Genomic DNA, 18,128 nt, shown 5'->3' with positions numbered 1-18,128 from the left:
ATCGCCTGTATTAAACCATATAATTACAGGGGCTATTATGCGGAAACTCTGGAGAGCGTTGCGAAAACCAAGTGCTCGTTGGTCAATGCTAACGTTAATCGTTGTCGGGATTGCAGTAGGTGTTGCGTTAATCGTTGTCCCCCATGTTGGGATGAAAGTGACTAGCACCACTGAGTTTTGTGTCAGTTGCCATAGCATGGAACCCGTTTACGAAGAATATAAACAATCGGTACATTTCCAAAATGCATCTGGCGTACGCGCAGAATGCCATGACTGCCATATTCCCTCCGACCTTCCAGGCATGATTAAACGGAAACTCGAAGCAAGCAATGATATTTATCAAACATTTATTGCTCACTCGATAGATACCCCAGAAAAATTTGAAGCCAAACGTGCCGAACTTGCGGAACGCGAGTGGGCTCGCATGAAAGAAAATAATTCTGCTACTTGTCGCTCTTGCCATGATTATGACTCGATGGACCACGCCAAACAAAATCCAGAAGCAGCTCGCCAAATGCAAATCGCTGCGAAAGAAAATCAGTCATGTATTGACTGCCATAAAGGGATTGCCCATCAATTACCCGATATGAGCAGTGGCTTTCGTAAACAATTTGATGAGTTAAGAGCGAAAGCAAGTAGTGATGCTGATATTCTTTATTCACTTGATATTAAACCTCTTTATGCCAATAAAGGGGATAAAGACCCCGCTGGCTCGTTACTTCCAGCCTCAGAGGTGAAAGTCCTAAAACGTGATGGCGATTGGCTACAAGTTGAAATCACAGGGTGGACAGAAACCGATGGTCGCCAACGAGTTCTATCTGAATTCCCCGGCAAGCGAATTTTCGTAGCTTCGATACGTGGTGATGTTCAAGAAAATGTGAAAAATTTAGAAAGTACCGTCGTCGCTGCAACAGATACGTCATGGAGCAAACTGCAAGCGACTGCATGGATGCAGCAAGGTGATATGGTCAATGATATCAAACCGATATGGGCTTATGCAGACTCTTTATATAACGGTTCTTGTAATCAATGCCATGGCGCGCCAGATATTGCTCACTTTGATGCTAACGGTTGGATAGGCACATTAAACGGTATGATTGGCTTTACCAGTTTAGATAAGCGAGAAGAGCGTACCTTATTGAAATACTTACAAATGAATGCATCTGATACCGCAGGATCTTCACACGGTGATAACGGAGTACAGAATGAAAAATAATCCAACTTTTCAAGCTTCTCGTCGACACTTTTTGTTCCAGCTTGGCGGGCTCACTGTTGCGGGTATGTTAGGCCCTTCCCTATTAACACCACGTAAGGCTAACGCTGCAACAGCTGGAGAACAAACTGCGATGGTACAAGAAGGCATTCTAACTGGGTCACACTGGGGCGCAATTCGCGCTACCGTAGTTGATGGTCGTTTTATCGAAGCAAAACCCTTTGAACACGATAAATTTCCATCAAAAATGATTGCAGGATTGCCTGACCATGTGCATGGCACTGCCCGTATCCGTTACCCAATGGTGCGTGTTGACTGGCTACGTAAACGCCATTTAAGTGACACCTCACAACGAGGTGATAACCGCTTCGTACGTGTTTCTTGGGATGAGGCCCTTGATTTGTTCTATCAAGAATTAGAACGTATTCAAACAACTTATGGACCAAGTGGATTACTTACTGCAAATGGCTGGCAATCGACAGGGATGCTTCACAACGCTTCAGGTATGTTAGCCCGCGCCATTGCGCTGCACGGTAATAGTGTCAGTACTGGCGGAGACTACTCAACGGGTGCTGCACAAGTAATTTTACCTCGAGTTGTCGGGTCAATGGAGGTTTATGAACAACAAACCTCTTGGCCGCTAGTCCTTAAAAATAGTAAAACCATCGTATTATGGGGCTCTGACCTGATTAAAAACCAACAAGCTAACTGGTGGTGTCCTGATCATGACGTTTATGAATATTATGAACAACTGAAAGAGAAAGCTGCTAGTGGCGAGATAAAAGTCATCAGTATCGACCCTATAATCACCTCTACTCATGATTACCTTGGGCGTACCAATGTTCAGCATATTGCAATTAACCCGCAAGCGGATGTTCCACTGCAATTAGCCATCGCCCACACGCTTTACAGTGAAAACTTGCATGATAAAACCTTCTTAAAAGAATATTGTGTTGGTTTCGAGCAATTTGTTCCCTACTTAATGGGAAAAACAGATGGACAACCCAAAGATGCACAATGGGCGTCTGAAATTTGTGGCATTGATGCCGGCACAATCCAAGCCTTAGCCCGCCAAATGGCAGCAAATAGAACCCAAATCATTGCAGGTTGGTGCGTTCAACGCATGCAACATGGTGAACAATGGTCTTGGATGATTGTCGTTTTGGCTGCGATGTTAGGTCAGATTGGCTTACCGGGTGGAGGATTTGGCTTCGGTTGGCACTATAATGGAGCAGGAACCCCAAGCCGCCAGGGAATTATTTTAAGTGGTTTTTCCGGCTCAACCAAAGTGCCACCTATTCATGATAACAATGACTACAAAGGCTACAGCAGCACCATTCCTATTGCTCGTTTTATTGATGCTATTTTAGAACCAGGAAAAACAATCAACTGGAACGGTAAAGCAGTTAAATTACCTCCACTAAAAATGTGTGTGTTTGCTGGAACCAACCCATTCCACCGCCACCAACAAATTAACCGTATTATTGAAGGTTGGCGCAAACTAGAAACGGTTGTCTCTATTGATAATCAATGGACATCCACCTGTCGTTTTGCCGATATCGTATTGCCGGCAACCACACAATTTGAACGTAATGACCTTGACCAATACGGTAACCATTCAAATCGTGGAATTATTGCGATGAAACAACTCGTTGAACCGCAGTTTGAGTCACGTAATGACTTCGATATTTTACGTGACCTATGCCGCCGTTTTGGTCGTGAAGAAGCCTTTACTGAAGGTTTGGACGAAATGGGTTGGATAAAACGCATTTGGCAAGAAGGCAGCCAACAAGGAAAAGGCCGTGGTATCCATTTACCCTCCTTCGATACGTTCTGGGAAAAAGAAGGCTATGTGGAATTTGAACATCCACAAATGTTTGTTCGTCATCAAGCATTTAGGGAAGATCCCGACTTAGAACCTTTAGGGACACCGAGTGGTTTAATTGAAATTTACTCAAAAACTATTGCTGATATGCAATATGATGATTGCCAAGGTCACCCAATGTGGTTCGAAAAAGCAGAACGCTCTCATGGTGGTCCAGGTTCAAAAAAATGGCCACTACATTTGCAATCCGCACATCCCGATTTTCGTTTACACTCACAATTGTGCGAATCCCCTGTATTACGTCAATATTATTCTGTGAGTGGCAAAGAGCCGGTCTTTATTAGCCCTCAAGATGCGAAAGCTAGAGGCATACAAAATGGTGATATTGTTCGTGTTTTCAACGACCGCGGGCAAGTGTTAGCAGGAGCCGTAGTTTCTGACTTATATACAGAAGGCGTTGCTCGTATCCATGAAGGAGCTTGGTATGACCCGACTAAGGGTGGAGAAATCAATTCCCTGTGCAAATACGGAAACCCAAACGTATTAACGCTTGATATTGGAACCTCTCAATTAGCGCAGGCCACCAGCGCACATACCACCTTAGTGGAGATAGAAAAATACACAGGACAAGTGGATAACGTCAATGCATTCGATGGGCCAATTGAAATGGTTGCTCAATGTGAATATGTTCCTGCATCACAGGTGAACAAATGACAAAACAAATCACTTTGTCGCCAGAACAAATAGCATGTGTTTATGCATGGCTAGCACAATTGTTCTCACGTGAATTAGATAATGCAACGTTAGCACAGATTCAATCTAGCGAAATGATGGATTGGTTTACGACTATCGAGCAGGAACCTGTTTTAACTTCGCTAATTCAAGAGGTTAAAACAAAAATCAAAGCGCTAATGATGCGAAATGATGCTCAGCTCGAATTAGCCGCCGACTTCTGTAGCTTATTTTTAATGTCTGATAAGCAATCAGCTTTACCTTACGCCTCAGTTTATCCAAACTGTGAGCAAGGTAATGAACAAATTAAGTACTTATTAGCCGAGGCTGGAATGGAAACTAATGAGGCATTTAGAGAGCCTTCTGATCATATTTCAATTTTTTTAGAGCTATTAAGTCACTTACATTTTTCATTAAATGAAGCCCATTTGGACCAAGAAAAAGTAAGGCAATTGCGCCTAAAAACCTTGTCACTTTTACTGCAATGGCTACCAATATTTAGCCAAAATTGCCAACGGTATGATGAGTTTGGTTTTTATGCCGCTTTGAGTCAACTGTCGTTAGCACTAGTTCAATGGGATAAGCAAACCTAGCAGATGCCATTTAAATAATTTATATATTATTCAACTATTATTAAATAAAGGGATATTGATAAATAATATCCCTTTTAAATCTGAGTCATAACACCTGAGTTACTGTAAAGAAATAAGTTTTTCACGGCTCAGCCCAGTGCTTTTCATTATTATCTCAATACTAACTCCTTGTTCCAAAAGATTCCGCGCCGTTGTTATATTTGCCTCTTCTTTGCCTTTTTGAAATCCTTCCTGCAGCCCTTCTTGTCGTCCTTCTTGTCGTCCTTTATCTTGCAATCGTTGTGCAATATTCATGATTGTCTCCTTATGCTTTTCTGTTTGTTCCCCTAAAACTTGAATAACTTGTTCAAAATTATGCGAGTCTAAGGCAATAAACAAATAATTGAGGATAGTTATGATGTCGTTGTCACTATGCAAAAAAACTTTGGTTTTATTAAGAGGGGGTCAGACCGGGTTGTACCACACTATAAATTTGTTTTTTCAATTCCCCTTGCTTAGCCAACTGGTAAACATGTGAAGCAACATCCGCGCGCATCACTAAACCATGAACTTCAACCTCTTGTTGAAGAACTGCTTTTCCCGTTGGTTCACCATGTAATAACCCACCAGGGCGAACAATCACATAATCTAACGAGCTAGTTTGTAGCCATGATTCCGCAAGGGATTTTTCTCTCACTGCCTGACCAAACGCAGCGCGTGACCGAGCAGATAAATAAGGCCATGAATCTCCACAGCCTAATGACGTAACTAACACCATGCGAGATATACCCGCTTGCTCGGCACAATCAATCACCGTACGGTGAGCTAAATAATCTTGCGTACCTCCCATGGTTGAAATAACTGTGGCATTTGTTCCTGCGGCATGGCATGCAGCTTTAACCACCTCGCTATCACAAGCATCGCCGATGAAAACTTGCCCCCCTACAGCCTCTAACGCTGCTGCAGATTGCCTATTACGTACAACTGCGATGACAGGATGTTTCTCTGCTATTGCCAACTGAGCAATCTGATGGCCAACACCTTTTCCACCAGCGCCAAAAATTAACCATGGTGCCATTACTTTATCCCTTAGCATTTTGAGTAAATATTAATCTAATAGTGATCGGTAAAAACTAAATTACCACACCATTAATGATAATACGCCTTATTTTCATTTGCTATTTTAATTTATTTAGCCCGCCATTGACTAGCACCGATGATGAAACAATAAACAACACTAACTTTAATGTTTTTTATGTAATTCTTTTAATCAAACACATTAAAATGTGACTAGTTTAACTTTTTCGTTAAAAAATACTTATCATAAAAATTGATAAACCAACAAATTAATTACAAAAATAAATCGTAATATCAACAACTAACAATGAACGAAATACTACCATCCTATTGATACCCATAATAATTTCAATGTTAATGCGAAGAATTATCATTTGCATTTATATTATTATTTGATTTAATACCTACCGCCATATATATGCGAAATAATAATTTCCTAATCAATAGTATCGTTAATATCTTTAATAAAAATGGAGTATTTCGATGAAAAAGTTAACTATTATCGCCCTAGCATTCGCCACTAGTGGGGTCACTTTTGCCGCTTCTGCTGAAGTCGGTTTTGACCAAAGCCAATCTTTCAATCCAAATGAACCTTCCATACGCGTTGGTAAAACAGAAGGCACTGGTGGTGGCCATGCCGGCGCTATCGGTGATCCCGGTATTGGTGTGCAAACTGTATATGGTGGAAAAATCATTTCATTCTCAGGACTAACAAAAATGGCGCCAAAAAAACAGGGAAATGAAGCGCATGTGATTTCCATGCCTAATAGCCCTGGTTCACATAACAAAATGGGCGTATTTAACTTTGCCAAAGTCGCGGATGCTGAGGTGTACTTCGGTGAATGGTCATCGACAGGGCAAGTTAATGACGCCACACACACGGCTTACTACTCAGGTAAAGACATCACCACCAATATGCCAACAGCGGGCACTGCTGAATACTCTGTTAAAGGAATAAGCCAATATAACGGAGGCGCAATGGCCGCAGGTACCCTGACAGCTAACTTTGGTACTAAATCTTTAGCAGGGAATATTGGTGCAACGAATATTGATGCCACCATTAAAAATAATGCGACCTTCGCAGGAGATGCGACACTTAATGGCGCATTAGGTGAAACCCGCGGCCACTTTTTTGGCGACCAAGCTAAACATATTGCTGGGGTAACTGAATTTAGCGACCACAGTAAAGATATGGCCTTTGGGGGAAGCCGTGGGAATATTTCCCAGTAACCCGTAGATCAATCTCGGTGGCCGCAACAAAGCATCACGCGTTGCTGGTCACCGCCCTTTATTACCGAAGCTAACCCTATGCAATATCTTTTATTAGCCCTTGCTATCATGGTTCCAATGGTCGTGCCCTCTGCATTTTCAACCAGTTTGGATACAGACCGTGAACAGTTGTTATGGCAAAAAGACAAACAAAATTATCGTGAAAAAAGTGCTGTCGTTCCTAATAAAGATCAATGGCTACTTCCTGATGGCCTATCCATTAATTTGAATGGGGAAAACTATTCCCTTGAAAATAATGCGCAAGACCTAGGCCAAGCTATTTACCTAGCAATCAACCATCGACAATTTCAAGATGTACAACGCTTATTACCTCGCTACCAACAGCTAGCTGATGCAGACCCATTGCTTATTTTATTTGCAAAGGCTGAGCTCGCTAAAGCGCAAGGCCATTACCCTGAAGCAATTACTTATTATCACCAAATACTGGCCCTTTCCCCAAAGTTTCTTCGCATTAAATTAGAACTCGCTCGAGCCTATTTTGAAGATAATCAAAATAAAGAGTCATTGGCTTTATTTCAGAATTTAATTCACGATGAAACACTTGCATTACCCGCCAGTGTAAAGCAGACCATTCAACAATTTATTCGCGCTATCGAAAACCGCACAGCTTGGAGCGGTAGTCTCTCTTTCGGTTATAAAAATAACAGCAATATTAACCAAGTCCCTGATAAAAATAAAATTTGGGAAGTACCAGGTGGCACATTAAAAATGGACAACCCCATCGCGTCGTCAGGGCTCACCTATGACGCGAGCCTGAGTAAAATAATTCCTATCTCTGGCCATCATTCATTGCAAATCAAGGGGACATCCTATGGCGACCGCTATCCTCACTATGCCGAATTTAGTGAGAATACCACCTCTTTAGCTACTTTATACCGTTTTAATGATGCGAATACCACTGTCGCCGCTGGCCCATTAATTGAATTAAAAACAGTCAATGAAAAGCGTCGTTATTTAGGGATGGGTGGCAAAATTGAAGCTGATTATCAATTCAGCCCAAACATGATCCTCAGTATGTCCGCGGATCACCAACAGCTTCATTACCAAAAACCGTATGACAGTGCCGATGGCAATCGAAGTAGCCTACACCTAACGGGTATCTACGGTATTACCACCGATACTTCCATCTTTTTGGGAGCAGATGCAACCCGTCTCACGACCGAAGTTCGTAGCGATGATTATGACCAGTTGGGTGTCCGAGGCGGCTTCTATACCGTGCTTACACCTGATGTGCATTTATTAGCGCTAGCCACCTATCGAGAAAGCCAATTTCAAGCCTTCAATTACCTCCTGAATGTGAAACGCCATGATCGTGAAGCTATGTATTTTGCGCGGCTCAATTTTCCCACTTATTCATTATTCACATTTACGCCTTATACCAGTTATCGCTTTCGTAACAATCGCAGTTCCGCAGATGGAATTTACACCTATCACCAGCACGAAATTTCTATTGGGTTAGAAACCCGTTTTTAAGCGTTATGGCACAGAGAAAAACACTATGCATAAATACAAATTAACACCTATTACGACAGCAATTATTACCGCCCTCTTTATTCCATCGATTGCTTTAGGGGAAAAAGAAGAACACATTGGCACCATTACTGTTCAAGATTCAGCAAAAACCATCAAAGAGCGTGATCAACAAGGCTACGATGACCAATATGATGCAAAAGGCTCTAAAATTTACTTAGGGAAAGACCTTGTTGAACGTTATAAAGGCACCAGTACTGCAGATGTGCTAAATAGTGCAGTTGGTGTCTATAGCGGTGATGCGAGAAATAGTGGTGCGTTAGACCCCAATATTCGAGGCATTCAAGGGCAAGAACGCGTCCCTGTGACGGTCGATGGTACCGAGCAATCACTCACAGTTTACCGGGGTTACAATGGGGCAAATAACCGCAACTATATAGACCCAAACCTTATAAGCAGTATCGAAGTTGAAAAAAGTGGTTCCCTTGCAGGCGATATAAAAACCTCTGTTGGTGGTGGAATAGCCATCAGAACCCTAGGGATAGATGATGTTGTCGCCCCCGATGAAAAATTTGGTGTTAGCTTGAAATTAGAGACTAGCAGTAATTCTACACGGGAACGTATCCCACGTTTTGGTTATGGCGAGGATTATCGTGATCACCCAGAGATTTATAAAAATAATAACTCTGTATTCTCCGATCCTGTCGTCAACATCACACCAAAATCCCGAGGAAGTGCGCAATTTTTCAATTTTAAAGATAATGGCGGAAGGATCGCAGTTGGAACTCGACAAGAAAAATTCGATTTAATGGCCGCCTATGCTTATCGCCGGCAAGGCAACTATTTTGCAGGGAAAAATGGCGCTCACCGTTATAAGGAATCCGTTCAACTAAATGAACAACAAACAGTGCAGCAACAACTTGGCCCAGACCCTTACTTACCTTTTGCCGCGAATGTATTTCGCCCCGGAAAAGAAGTGACTAATACCTCTAATGAGCTGGAATCCTATTTAGTCAAAACAAATTTATATCTCACTGAAAACCAAACATTACACTTTGGCTTTCGCCGGAGTGAAAGTACCTATGGTGAAATTATGCCTTCACGTTTAGGATTTGCTGAGCTGGAAGGAAAACAAGTATTACCACAATGGCCATTAGCTCACTTTACGGTCAATGCCTATAATGCCGAATACAAATGGAAACCCGAAGATAATCAATGGATTGACCTAAATGCGAATATCTGGATGACGCATTCCGTAGGAGATACCAATACCTCTGGCGGCTACCCTCGAGAGCCTAAAGAGCGTGACTGGGCCTTTGAGTATGGCTATGGCGATGGCAAAGATCCTAACATTGATGGCACTTTAATTAATACAGCCGCAACTAACTCCGAAAATGATCGTATTGGTTTTAATTTACGCAATACCATGGCGCTCACCCCCGATCTTGATTTAACCATTCGCGGTTCAATGCTCAAAGAAAAATTAGACTCAAATGACGTTCCACCATCGCAAACTGCTAGCCCGTTTATTGCCCTTCCACGTAAAGGTCGTCGGCAAGAAACCAGTATTGCCTTTAACTTTAACTATCGCCCAACGAGTTGGTTGGAATTGGATGCGGGTGCAAAATATATTGATGGTTGGACGGAGGATGACTACTTAAAGGAGCAAATGCGCAAGCGCACCAAAGGTTTTCAAAACCCCAATGAGCGCCTCGCTAAACAGATCAATTACAACCGTATTTTAACCCAAGATGAATACAATAAAGCAATTGAAAATGGCTACCAACCCTTCAATGGTGGCTATAGGAATAAACAAATATTACTCAAAACGATAGGGCTTGAAGACACGAATTATACTGTTTTCATCACCAAGAGAAAGAGCTCTCAACATCCAGAAGAAAATGGCGTTTTAGATGTCAATTTCCGCACGGAATGGAAATCAGATAAAGACGGACGCTATACGACAAAAACGAACCCTTTCCATAACGGCACTTTTGACTCCCAAGCACGCGCAGTCGACCCAGTAACGGGGAAAGAAGTTTATGTCTATGGCGCAAGTTATTCACACCCTTCAGATGATATCGAGCGAAAACTCACAGAAGAAGAAAAATGGAAATTCTCAGGCAAACAAAAAAGCCATGGCTGGGCGCCTGCTTTTGGTGCCAATGTTTGGTTGTCTGATAACGACCGCGTTTATGCGCGTTACATCGAAACGGTACGCTTACCAAGTATTTTCGAAAATAGCATTGGGTTTGCTGGGGAAAGTGAAGCTCGCAAAGAGAAAATGTTATTCAAACCCGAACGTGCAAAAACCTTTGAATTTGGTTATTCACGTAATTTACAAGGGTTACTCGGTGCTGAGCGCCACGCTGATGTGAAAATAGGCTATTACCATACGGTCATCGAAAATGCATTTGACCGCGATGGGCGTCTTAATTTTGTTCAAGTAAAAGAACATAAAACTGCAGGGATTGAAGCCTTGGCTCGCTACGATAATGGTGGGGTATTTATGGATATTGGTGTTGATTACCGCCTCAAAAATGAGGTTTGTGATGACTCCGCACCCGCTAATTTGGACCCAACTAACCGTTATAATATATCTCAATGCACTACCGCAGGTTTCCCCGGTGGCTTTTTACGCACACAATTACAGCCTAAATATGCGATTAACTCCAATCTCGGCATGCGTTTTATGGATGAAACTCTCGAGGTGGGAACACGCTTACGTTATACCAGCAGTGTGCAAAATAAAGATGAACGGAAACTAATGCAGCAATTTCCAGGAAGTTATTCAATGGCGAATAATAGCCCAATGCACTGGACCCCGACCTTTACAGCGGATGCCTATGCCAGTTACCAAATTGATAAAAATATCAATGTCGAATTCTTAGTAACCAACTTAACTGATCGTTATTATATCGACCCACTGACACGTAGTATGATGCCAGCCCCGGGCCGCACACTACGCTTAGGATTAAATGCGCAATTTTAGATAAATACTGCTGATTTACCGCTCTATAAATATCCGCTGCTAACTTTTAGTTGGAGTGGATATTTATCACTTTAGTATCAGAAAAATAACCGCATAATAGTTTCATCAAATTCATCTTGCTCAACAACAGAAAAGCCAAATTGTTCAAAAAAAGGTTTCATGATGTCATTACCTTCGACATAGCAAATTGATACGGACTTATATTTGCCCAAATTTTTAATTTCCTCGAGAACTAGCGGAATAGCCTTAGAACCAAAACCTTTTCTTTGATGTTTTATATCAATCATCAATTGATCAATAAACACCTCTTCAGGCCTACCATTTTCATGGTTTGAATAATATTGAACAAAGCCAACAGGCTCATCATCAACATAGATACCTCGATTAATATAATAATCAAAAAATTTTGAGGCTGAGATTGACTCTGAGTTAAGAGCGACAAAGTCTTCCTGCTCTTTGGTTATTTCGAGACATATGATATCCACCCAATTGTCTTTGGTGATATCTTTTAGGGTAATGGCCATAAACACCTTACTTTAGATTTCCCGATTACAATACCGTTGTGATAAAAGGATGACTCACCATAAATTAACAATAAATACTTTTTTGTTCGCGCCATTCGTGCCTTTGTATTTTTTGAGATGCTATAAACAAATAGCAGTTGATATGTTACGGATAACATTAATATCAGCATTTAGACTAAAATAAAATTTCGACTCATTTATTGCTTTCTAATTAATGAATATTCAGAATTGCGATCCAAGTCAAATATCACCGCCAAATACAATATTATTGTAATTTATCAAATTTTTTTGAAAGGAAAGCAAAAAAACGCACTAGTTTATTAAACTAATAATTAAATTTAAATCAGATTAAAGTAGAAATTAAAACCCAAAAATACAACAACAAAACCCAGCAACTCCTCAATTTTCACCATTATGCAAACTCAATAAAAATAAAATCTTTTCATATAAAAATACATAAAACCTGAACAACCTCACATTTATTAGGTATTTGATAACTCTTCGCATTAATGCATATGAAAATAAAAATTACTTATGAAACAACATGTTAAAAATTTAATAAATTTTTGTATCGTACTGAAAAATAAAAACATTTTTAATATTGAAATGCAAAAAACAATTCAAAGACTCCATTTTTATTAATTATTTTAATTTATTGATTTTAACCATGCCTTTTCGGCATGGTTAAGAGACTTTCGGAATATTGTCAGGAAAATAGTTTCATGGATAGTATGAATACGAAAATGATGCATTTTTATTATAAATATATACGAATAACTCTTAAAACATTTCCAATGAAAGGTAACACTATGGGTATATTAAAAGATAGTAAGTTGCTTTTGGTTAGCTTACTTATCATTCTTCTTTCGGAAGCTATAGGGCAAATTAAAATCAGTTTAGTCATGGTTTTTCCAATGCTTTATTCCATGTTGATGGGTGGTATTATCAGTTTTCCAAAATTCAAAATTCTCAGCGAAAAAAACATGGCACACGCTAGCTCTATAATGAGTGTCGCGTTAGTTATCTTAATTGCAAAATTAAGCACCTCCGTTGGTGCATCTTGGGAAAAAATTATTCAAGCCGGTGGCGCATTAATCTTGCAAGAAATCGGTCACTTTATCGGTACCATTTTACTCGGTTTACCACTTGCTATCATGTTAGGCATGGGCCGTGAAGCTGTTGGTGCGACCTACTCTATCGGTCGTGAACCTAATATTGCCATTATTGAAGCCAAATATGGTTTAAGTTCACCAGAAGGCCGCGGTGTTATGGCAATGTATATTTGCGGAACATTGTACGGAGCCGTTTGGATGGGCATCATCGCCAGTGTTATCGCTGGACTCGATATTATGAGCCCTCTCGCTTTAGCAATGGGAGCCGGGGTCGGAAGTGGCTCGATGCTAGCTGCGTCAGTCGCACCATTATTGGAGCTTTATCCTGAACACGCTGCGGATATTCAAGCATTTTCATCCTCCGCAAACTTGATGTCTTCAGTATTAGGTCTGTACATCTATATTTTCTTCTCCTTACCGTTTGCCTCTTTCTTATACAACAAGTTGAAAAGAAAACGTGCAACAGCATCAGCAGATACAGAATAAGGATATAAGATCATGAAAAAGATGGCAGAAATTGCAATAATCATCGTGTTAGTAATCATCTTCACTTCACTGGGAGATGCACTCGGCGGTTCAATTTATGGCCGCGGCAGCTTTGGCGCAGTCTTTAGTGACTCACTTATCGCCATGGCATTATTAGGGGGGATGTCATTTGTGGCATACTTAATTGCACAAATCCCACCATTAGGTAAGTTACCTGTAATTTTCTGGGTATCTTTAATTGCTGCCGGTTTGTGTTCACCGTTATTCCCTTACGATAAAGAAATGATCGCAATGACAGGTAAAATATCACTTGCTGTTATTAGTACGACGGTACTTGCATTTGCCGGTCTTTCACTCGGTAAAGATATTGATAAATTTAAAGCTATTTCATGGCGTATCATCCCAGTTTCACTGGCGGTCTTTACGGGAACATTCTTATTCGCTGCACTTATTGGTCAAGTGACACTTTCATGGAGCGGCGTTATCTAACAAGAGGAAATATTTACCATGACAATGACCAAAGACCAATTGAAAGCCATCGTCTGCGAGACAATTGCATCCCATAAAGGGGATATCAAGAAATTAGCAGATGATATTTGGGCAGAGCCTGAGCTAGGCTACAAAGAAATCAAAACAGCAAAAAAAGTGGAAGCTGCATTTTCTGCGCTAGGCGTTAATTACCGAAACCAACTCGCATTAACAGGTGTTAAGGCGCGCCTTAAAGGTGGAAAAGGGAGTAAACATAGTATTGCTGTGATTGGTGAGCTCGATGCGATTATTTGTGCAGAACACCCAGAAGCCGATGATTTAACGGGTGCTGCCCATTGCTGCGGGCACAATGCTCAAATCGCTAATATGATGGCTGTGACTATTGGTCTGGTTAAGTCAGGTGCTATGCAATACCTCGCGGGAGACGTCGTTCCTTTCGCCGTTCCCGCTGAGGAGTATGTTGAACTGGCTTATCGTAATAAACTGATTGAACAAGGAAAAATTAGTTATATCGGCGGTAAGCCAGAGCTGATATCCCTTGGTGAATTTGATGATATCGATATGGCGATGCAAATTCATTTAACCAGTGTCAAACCAGAACGTGATACCGGTTTTATTGAAATGTCGACCACCACCAATGGGTTTATTGGCAAGTTGATTAACTACAAAGGGAAAGCATCTCATGCTGCGGCTGCCCCTCACTTAGGTGTCAATGCCCTCAATGCCGCAATGATGGGGATTATGGGAGTGAATGCGATCCGCGAGACCTTCCAAGAAAAAGATTATATTCGTTTTCATCCGATCATCACGCAAGGCGGCGATTTGGTCAATGTCACCCCAAGTGATGTCCGTATGGAAAGTTATGTCCGAGCGTCAAATGTCCCTGCAATGATTGATGCGAATGAGCGTATTACTCGCGCATTGGTTGCTGGTGCAATGTCTGTCGGTGCAGAGGTAGAAGTCAAAGATTTACCGGGTTACCTCCCACTGTATAACAACGATACGTTGAACCATTTGTTGCAGCAAAATGCCCATGACTTGATTGGTGAAGAAAATGTTTGGGTTGCTGGGCACATGACGGGAAGCACGGATACAGGTGACTTATCACATATCATGCCAGTGAGTCACCCATGGATTGGCGCAATTCGTGGTGGTTTGCATGGTAAAGATTACGTTGTTTTTGATGATGATATGGCCTATATCCGCCCAGCTCAAATGATGGCAATGGCAATTATTGACCTGTTATTTGATGATGCATCCCAAGCTGATGAGATGTTAGCTGATTACACCCCATTAATGAGCAAAGAGGAATACCTCTCATTTATCGGCTCTTTTAAGAACTAATTATTAAAATATTCCCCTTATTGCTATGTTAATTATAATAAGGGGAATATGATTTTTTTAGCTTTTATCCCACCTTTAAAATTTTTTCTTCGCATTAATTAATTTCTTTTTACATTCGCCATCTCATTTAAAAAAATTTCTAAAATCATACCAATCACCGCCCTACTTTAAATAAAAAATTTAACTTAAACCCTATTCAGGCTCGCTTTAAAATATAAATATCCTTAATATTAAAATTGAAAAATAAAATCATAACAAATTGATATAAAAGGATTTTAATTGAAGTGATGATTTTTTATTATTATTTTAATAAATTACCATCCTTATTATTCATGAGCCATGCAATACTGATATGATATAAACACGATCTCCGTCACGCTCACTTTTTTAATATCCACGCTAAAATTGACCTATAAATTGATAGATAAAAAATAACGAGTAGAAGTAGACATTATCCTATTTCTGAATCTAATTTTTAAAATACACATAAATTAAATGAGCGCGCTGTTCATTATTCCATGCTCACACCAGGGGCCCTTTAACAGCATTAAAAACGCTTTCTGTATACGGGATAAAACGTAATGACCAACAAATACAATATCAGTGAAAAACTCTTTGCTTTAGAAACATTTAGCAAAAAAACACGTCAGGATTTACATAAAATCCCCGAATTGTCTGGGCTAGAATTCAAAACCTCACAATATTGCCGTGAATTGATGGAAAGCTTTGGCTATAACATTCGTTTATTCGAAGGCTACACAGGTTTTACCGCTGAATTGATTGTCGACCCAACCAAGCGCTTAATTGCCTATCGTACTGATATCGATGGCCTTGAAATGCCTGATTTAACGTGCAATGAGCACAGTTCTGTCCATGAAGGTTGCGCCCATAACTGTGGCCATGATACCCACATGACCATCGCCTTAACCGCAGCGAAATACCTCAGTGAAAACCGTTCTGAACTCACCCATAACGTCCGTTTTATCTTCCAAATGGCGGAAGAGGACATGCGAGTACCGGGCGCTAACAAAATGGTCGAAATGGGGTGTATGGAAGGCGTCGACGAAGTTTACGGGTTACACAATGATGCGGCCTTTGAAACGGGTTATATTAAATTCAATTCAGGAGTTATGTCCTCATACGGTTCAGCATGGACACTAGATGTCCATGGTGTGTCTGCTCACGGCTCAACCCCTCATAAAGGGTTAGATGCTATCCGCGAAGCAACACGTATCATTGATTATATGGACTACATTGTTGCCAAAAAGACCGATCCTTTCAGTCCCGCTGTATTTGGTTGCGGCATGATTAATGGCGGAACGATCCCAAATGCGCTAGCTGACCATGTTCAAGCACGCGGAACGATCCGTTCAATGGATGAAGAAACAGACAAAATATTAAAGGCAAGTTTCAATGAAATTGTAGCTCGCAGTGAAGCTGGTGGGTTTAAAACCACATTGGAAGCCAGCGGTTATCCCGCTGTCGTCAATCACCCGCAAGCGGCCAAAGTCATTTATGATGCTGCAGCCGCCTTTTTACCACTTGAGCATATTGATTCAAACGGTAAGCCGATGACAGGAAGTGAAGATTTCAGTTATATGATCAATGCCACTAAAGATAAACTCGGTGCCATGTACTTTTTAGGAAGTGGTAATCAAGCAAAAGGGATTAATAATTACTTACATGCAAACCCGTATTTTGTTGATGACGATTGCTTGCTGATTGGCGCTCAAATCTTTATTAATATCGCCACTCGTTAGAATAAATATAATACACACAGTAATATTAAAGCCGAGTAAATTCCATTACTCGGCTTTTTTCTTAATCATCCGCAGATAAGTCATAGCTCAGGCAATTCTCTATATAACCTATCTTTCTCACTTTGTTCTGTAGGTACCCATTGATTTGGCTGATGTATATAATTCAAATCAAGATGGGGAGCGTAATGAGAGATAAAATCATACATATAATCTTTTAAATGCATGTGCCGATTAATACAAACATGTGTATAACTTGGCTTGACTAAGTGGCTAATATCAATACAACATAATGCTTCACTATCTTCCTCTGGGTCAAAAGCCACGGTTGAAATAATACCGACCCCAGCACCACGTTTCACATAGTATTTAATGATTTCAGTATCTACCGCAGTTAAAACAACATTTGGCGTTAATTTATGTTGATAAAAGACTTGATCGAGCTTTGAATGCCCTGTAAAACCAAATACATAGGTAATTAGCGGGTAGTCTGCAAGGTCTTCAATCCTAAGCTGTTCACATTGAGCCAATGGGTGGTCATGAGGAACAATAATACTGCGAGACCATTGATAACAAGGCATTACCAATAAATCATCATAAAGGTGCATAGACTCAGTCGCAATGGCAAAATCCACATCGCCATTATTCACCATCTCTGCTATCTGAGCAGGCGCGCCTTGGTGAAAATGCAAAGAAATATTGGGGTAACGTGCGTTAAAACGCTCAATCACTTGCGGTAATTTATAGCGGATCTGGGTGTGGGTTGTTGCAATATGCAGGTTTTGTTTTATCGTCGTATCTTCATGAGACACGATACTTTTAATTTTATCGAACTGCGCAAGAATATCACACGCAACATGATGAACTTTCTCACCAATCGGGCTCAGCGACAATAAGTTATTATTTTTCCGATTGAATAATGAAACGTTCAGCTCATCTTCCAATATTTTAAGTTGCTTACTTACCGTTGGCTGAGAGGTATACAGTTTTTCAGCCGCATTCGTGATATTAAAATCACTTTTTACCACTTCAACAAAGCTTTTAAGCTGACTAATGTTCATTGCTGGATTATCCAATGTATAATGGACTAAAAATAGAGATACAAGCACAGTCCAAGATTTAACATCTTGGTTATTCTGTGCAGGAATTATACCATAACGAACTGATTAGCAATAAGTACACTGTGGTTTATTCCCTAGTAAAAACAGTCCAAAACATAAATCATAAAATAAATATTCTACAAGA

The 18,128-nt window shown here is 40.6% G+C and carries 14 protein-coding genes; 10 read left to right on the top strand and 4 right to left on the bottom strand.

The window, feature by feature from the left end; translation table 11 throughout:
• The first annotated feature begins 37 nt into the window (after positions 1 to 37).
• The 3 genes from torC to torD are packed head-to-tail and all read left to right on the top strand — an operon-like array spanning position 38 to position 4,363.
• Positions 38 to 1,216, top strand: a complete 1,179-nt coding sequence (gene torC, locus P3L44_RS05660; protein WP_140171129.1) for a pentaheme c-type cytochrome TorC — start codon at positions 38 to 40, stop codon at positions 1,214 to 1,216.
• A complete protein-coding gene (gene torA / locus P3L44_RS05655) occupies positions 1,206 to 3,752 on the top strand; it encodes a trimethylamine-N-oxide reductase TorA (protein ID WP_140171131.1) in 2,547 nt (848 codons plus the stop codon). Before torC ends, torA begins: the two co-directional genes overlap by 11 nt.
• Positions 3,749 to 4,363 carry a molecular chaperone TorD gene (gene torD, locus P3L44_RS05650; RefSeq protein WP_140171133.1) on the top strand — a complete coding sequence of 205 codons (615 nt, stop codon included), beginning with the start codon at positions 3,749 to 3,751 and terminating at the stop codon, positions 4,361 to 4,363. Before torA ends, torD begins: the two co-directional genes overlap by 4 nt.
• 99 nt (positions 4,364 to 4,462) lie before the next feature.
• On the opposite strand, the gene P3L44_RS05645 is transcribed toward torD, so the two are convergent.
• Both P3L44_RS05645 and P3L44_RS05640 read right to left on the bottom strand, forming a co-directional pair.
• Complete coding sequence (locus P3L44_RS05645) at positions 4,463 to 4,657, bottom strand: hypothetical protein (protein WP_228676962.1); 195 nt, start codon at positions 4,655 to 4,657, stop codon at positions 4,463 to 4,465.
• A gap of 139 nt (positions 4,658 to 4,796) precedes the next feature.
• Entirely contained in the window at positions 4,797 to 5,420 is a 624-nt protein-coding gene (locus P3L44_RS05640) for an SDR family oxidoreductase (RefSeq protein ID WP_272662077.1), read from the bottom strand.
• Between the two features lie 482 nt (positions 5,421 to 5,902).
• Between P3L44_RS05640 and P3L44_RS05635 the strand changes: the two genes are divergently transcribed.
• The 3 genes from P3L44_RS05635 (at position 5,903) to P3L44_RS05625 (ending at position 11,171) form a co-directional block, all read left to right on the top strand.
• On the top strand, positions 5,903 to 6,649 hold the full coding sequence (locus tag P3L44_RS05635; protein ID WP_140171138.1) for a Slam-dependent surface lipoprotein: 747 nt from the start codon (positions 5,903 to 5,905) through the stop codon (positions 6,647 to 6,649).
• A 78-nt stretch (positions 6,650 to 6,727) separates the two neighbouring features.
• Entirely contained in the window at positions 6,728 to 8,182 is a 1,455-nt protein-coding gene (locus tag P3L44_RS05630; protein ID WP_140171140.1) for a porin family protein, read from the top strand.
• 25 nt (positions 8,183 to 8,207) lie between these two features.
• Complete coding sequence (locus tag P3L44_RS05625; protein ID WP_272662076.1) at positions 8,208 to 11,171, top strand: TonB-dependent receptor domain-containing protein; 2,964 nt, start codon at positions 8,208 to 8,210, stop codon at positions 11,169 to 11,171.
• A gap of 77 nt (positions 11,172 to 11,248) precedes the next feature.
• On the opposite strand, the gene P3L44_RS05620 is transcribed toward P3L44_RS05625, so the two are convergent.
• Positions 11,249 to 11,695 carry a GNAT family N-acetyltransferase gene (locus tag P3L44_RS05620; RefSeq protein WP_140171143.1) on the bottom strand — a complete coding sequence of 149 codons (447 nt, stop codon included), beginning with the start codon at positions 11,693 to 11,695 and terminating at the stop codon, positions 11,249 to 11,251.
• An 809-nt stretch (positions 11,696 to 12,504) separates the two neighbouring features.
• Here P3L44_RS05620 and P3L44_RS05615 point away from each other — a divergent pair.
• The 4 genes from P3L44_RS05615 to P3L44_RS05600 all read left to right on the top strand — a co-directional run bounded on the left by P3L44_RS05615 (position 12,505) and on the right by P3L44_RS05600 (position 16,886).
• A complete protein-coding gene (locus P3L44_RS05615; RefSeq protein WP_036958500.1) occupies positions 12,505 to 13,293 on the top strand; it encodes a DUF3100 domain-containing protein in 789 nt (262 codons plus the stop codon).
• Between the two features lie 12 nt (positions 13,294 to 13,305).
• Entirely contained in the window at positions 13,306 to 13,782 is a 477-nt protein-coding gene (locus tag P3L44_RS05610) for a hypothetical protein (RefSeq protein ID WP_004262394.1), read from the top strand.
• A gap of 18 nt (positions 13,783 to 13,800) precedes the next feature.
• Entirely contained in the window at positions 13,801 to 15,126 is a 1,326-nt protein-coding gene (locus P3L44_RS05605) for an amidohydrolase (protein ID WP_004262397.1), read from the top strand.
• A 581-nt stretch (positions 15,127 to 15,707) separates the two neighbouring features.
• Positions 15,708 to 16,886 (top strand): M20 family metallopeptidase, encoded by a 1,179-nt coding sequence (locus tag P3L44_RS05600; RefSeq protein ID WP_125891525.1) that lies wholly within the window; start codon positions 15,708 to 15,710, stop codon positions 16,884 to 16,886.
• Positions 16,887 to 16,966: 80 nt separating this feature from the next.
• Here the strand turns inward: P3L44_RS05600 and P3L44_RS05595 are convergent, their stop codons facing one another.
• Positions 16,967 to 17,944, bottom strand: coding sequence for a LysR substrate-binding domain-containing protein (locus P3L44_RS05595; RefSeq protein WP_125891526.1), 978 nt, complete (start codon positions 17,942 to 17,944; stop codon positions 16,967 to 16,969).
• Between the last annotated feature and the right edge of the window lie 184 nt (positions 17,945 to 18,128).

Origin of the sequence: Providencia sp. PROV175 (assembly GCF_032707045.1) — a bacterium.
Taxonomy (GTDB): domain Bacteria; phylum Pseudomonadota; class Gammaproteobacteria; order Enterobacterales; family Enterobacteriaceae; genus Providencia; species Providencia hangzhouensis.
This window is presented reverse-complemented; position numbering and strand designations above follow the sequence as displayed.

Coding starts and splice junctions, on each gene's coding strand:
- torC (WP_140171129.1), top strand. CDS start 38: ATGCGGAAACTCTGGAGAGCGTTGCGAAAACCAAGTGCTCGTTGGTCA.
- torA (WP_140171131.1), top strand. CDS start 1,206: ATGAAAAATAATCCAACTTTTCAAGCTTCTCGTCGACACTTTTTGTTC.
- torD (WP_140171133.1), top strand. CDS start 3,749: ATGACAAAACAAATCACTTTGTCGCCAGAACAAATAGCATGTGTTTAT.
- P3L44_RS05645 (WP_228676962.1), bottom strand. CDS start 4,657: ATGAATATTGCACAACGATTGCAAGATAAAGGACGACAAGAAGGACGA.
- P3L44_RS05640 (WP_272662077.1), bottom strand. CDS start 5,420: ATGGCACCATGGTTAATTTTTGGCGCTGGTGGAAAAGGTGTTGGCCAT.
- P3L44_RS05635 (WP_140171138.1), top strand. CDS start 5,903: ATGAAAAAGTTAACTATTATCGCCCTAGCATTCGCCACTAGTGGGGTC.
- P3L44_RS05630 (WP_140171140.1), top strand. CDS start 6,728: ATGCAATATCTTTTATTAGCCCTTGCTATCATGGTTCCAATGGTCGTG.
- P3L44_RS05625 (WP_272662076.1), top strand. CDS start 8,208: ATGCATAAATACAAATTAACACCTATTACGACAGCAATTATTACCGCC.
- P3L44_RS05620 (WP_140171143.1), bottom strand. CDS start 11,695: ATGGCCATTACCCTAAAAGATATCACCAAAGACAATTGGGTGGATATC.
- P3L44_RS05615 (WP_036958500.1), top strand. CDS start 12,505: ATGGGTATATTAAAAGATAGTAAGTTGCTTTTGGTTAGCTTACTTATC.
- P3L44_RS05610 (WP_004262394.1), top strand. CDS start 13,306: ATGAAAAAGATGGCAGAAATTGCAATAATCATCGTGTTAGTAATCATC.
- P3L44_RS05605 (WP_004262397.1), top strand. CDS start 13,801: ATGACAATGACCAAAGACCAATTGAAAGCCATCGTCTGCGAGACAATT.
- P3L44_RS05600 (WP_125891525.1), top strand. CDS start 15,708: ATGACCAACAAATACAATATCAGTGAAAAACTCTTTGCTTTAGAAACA.
- P3L44_RS05595 (WP_125891526.1), bottom strand. CDS start 17,944: ATGAACATTAGTCAGCTTAAAAGCTTTGTTGAAGTGGTAAAAAGTGAT.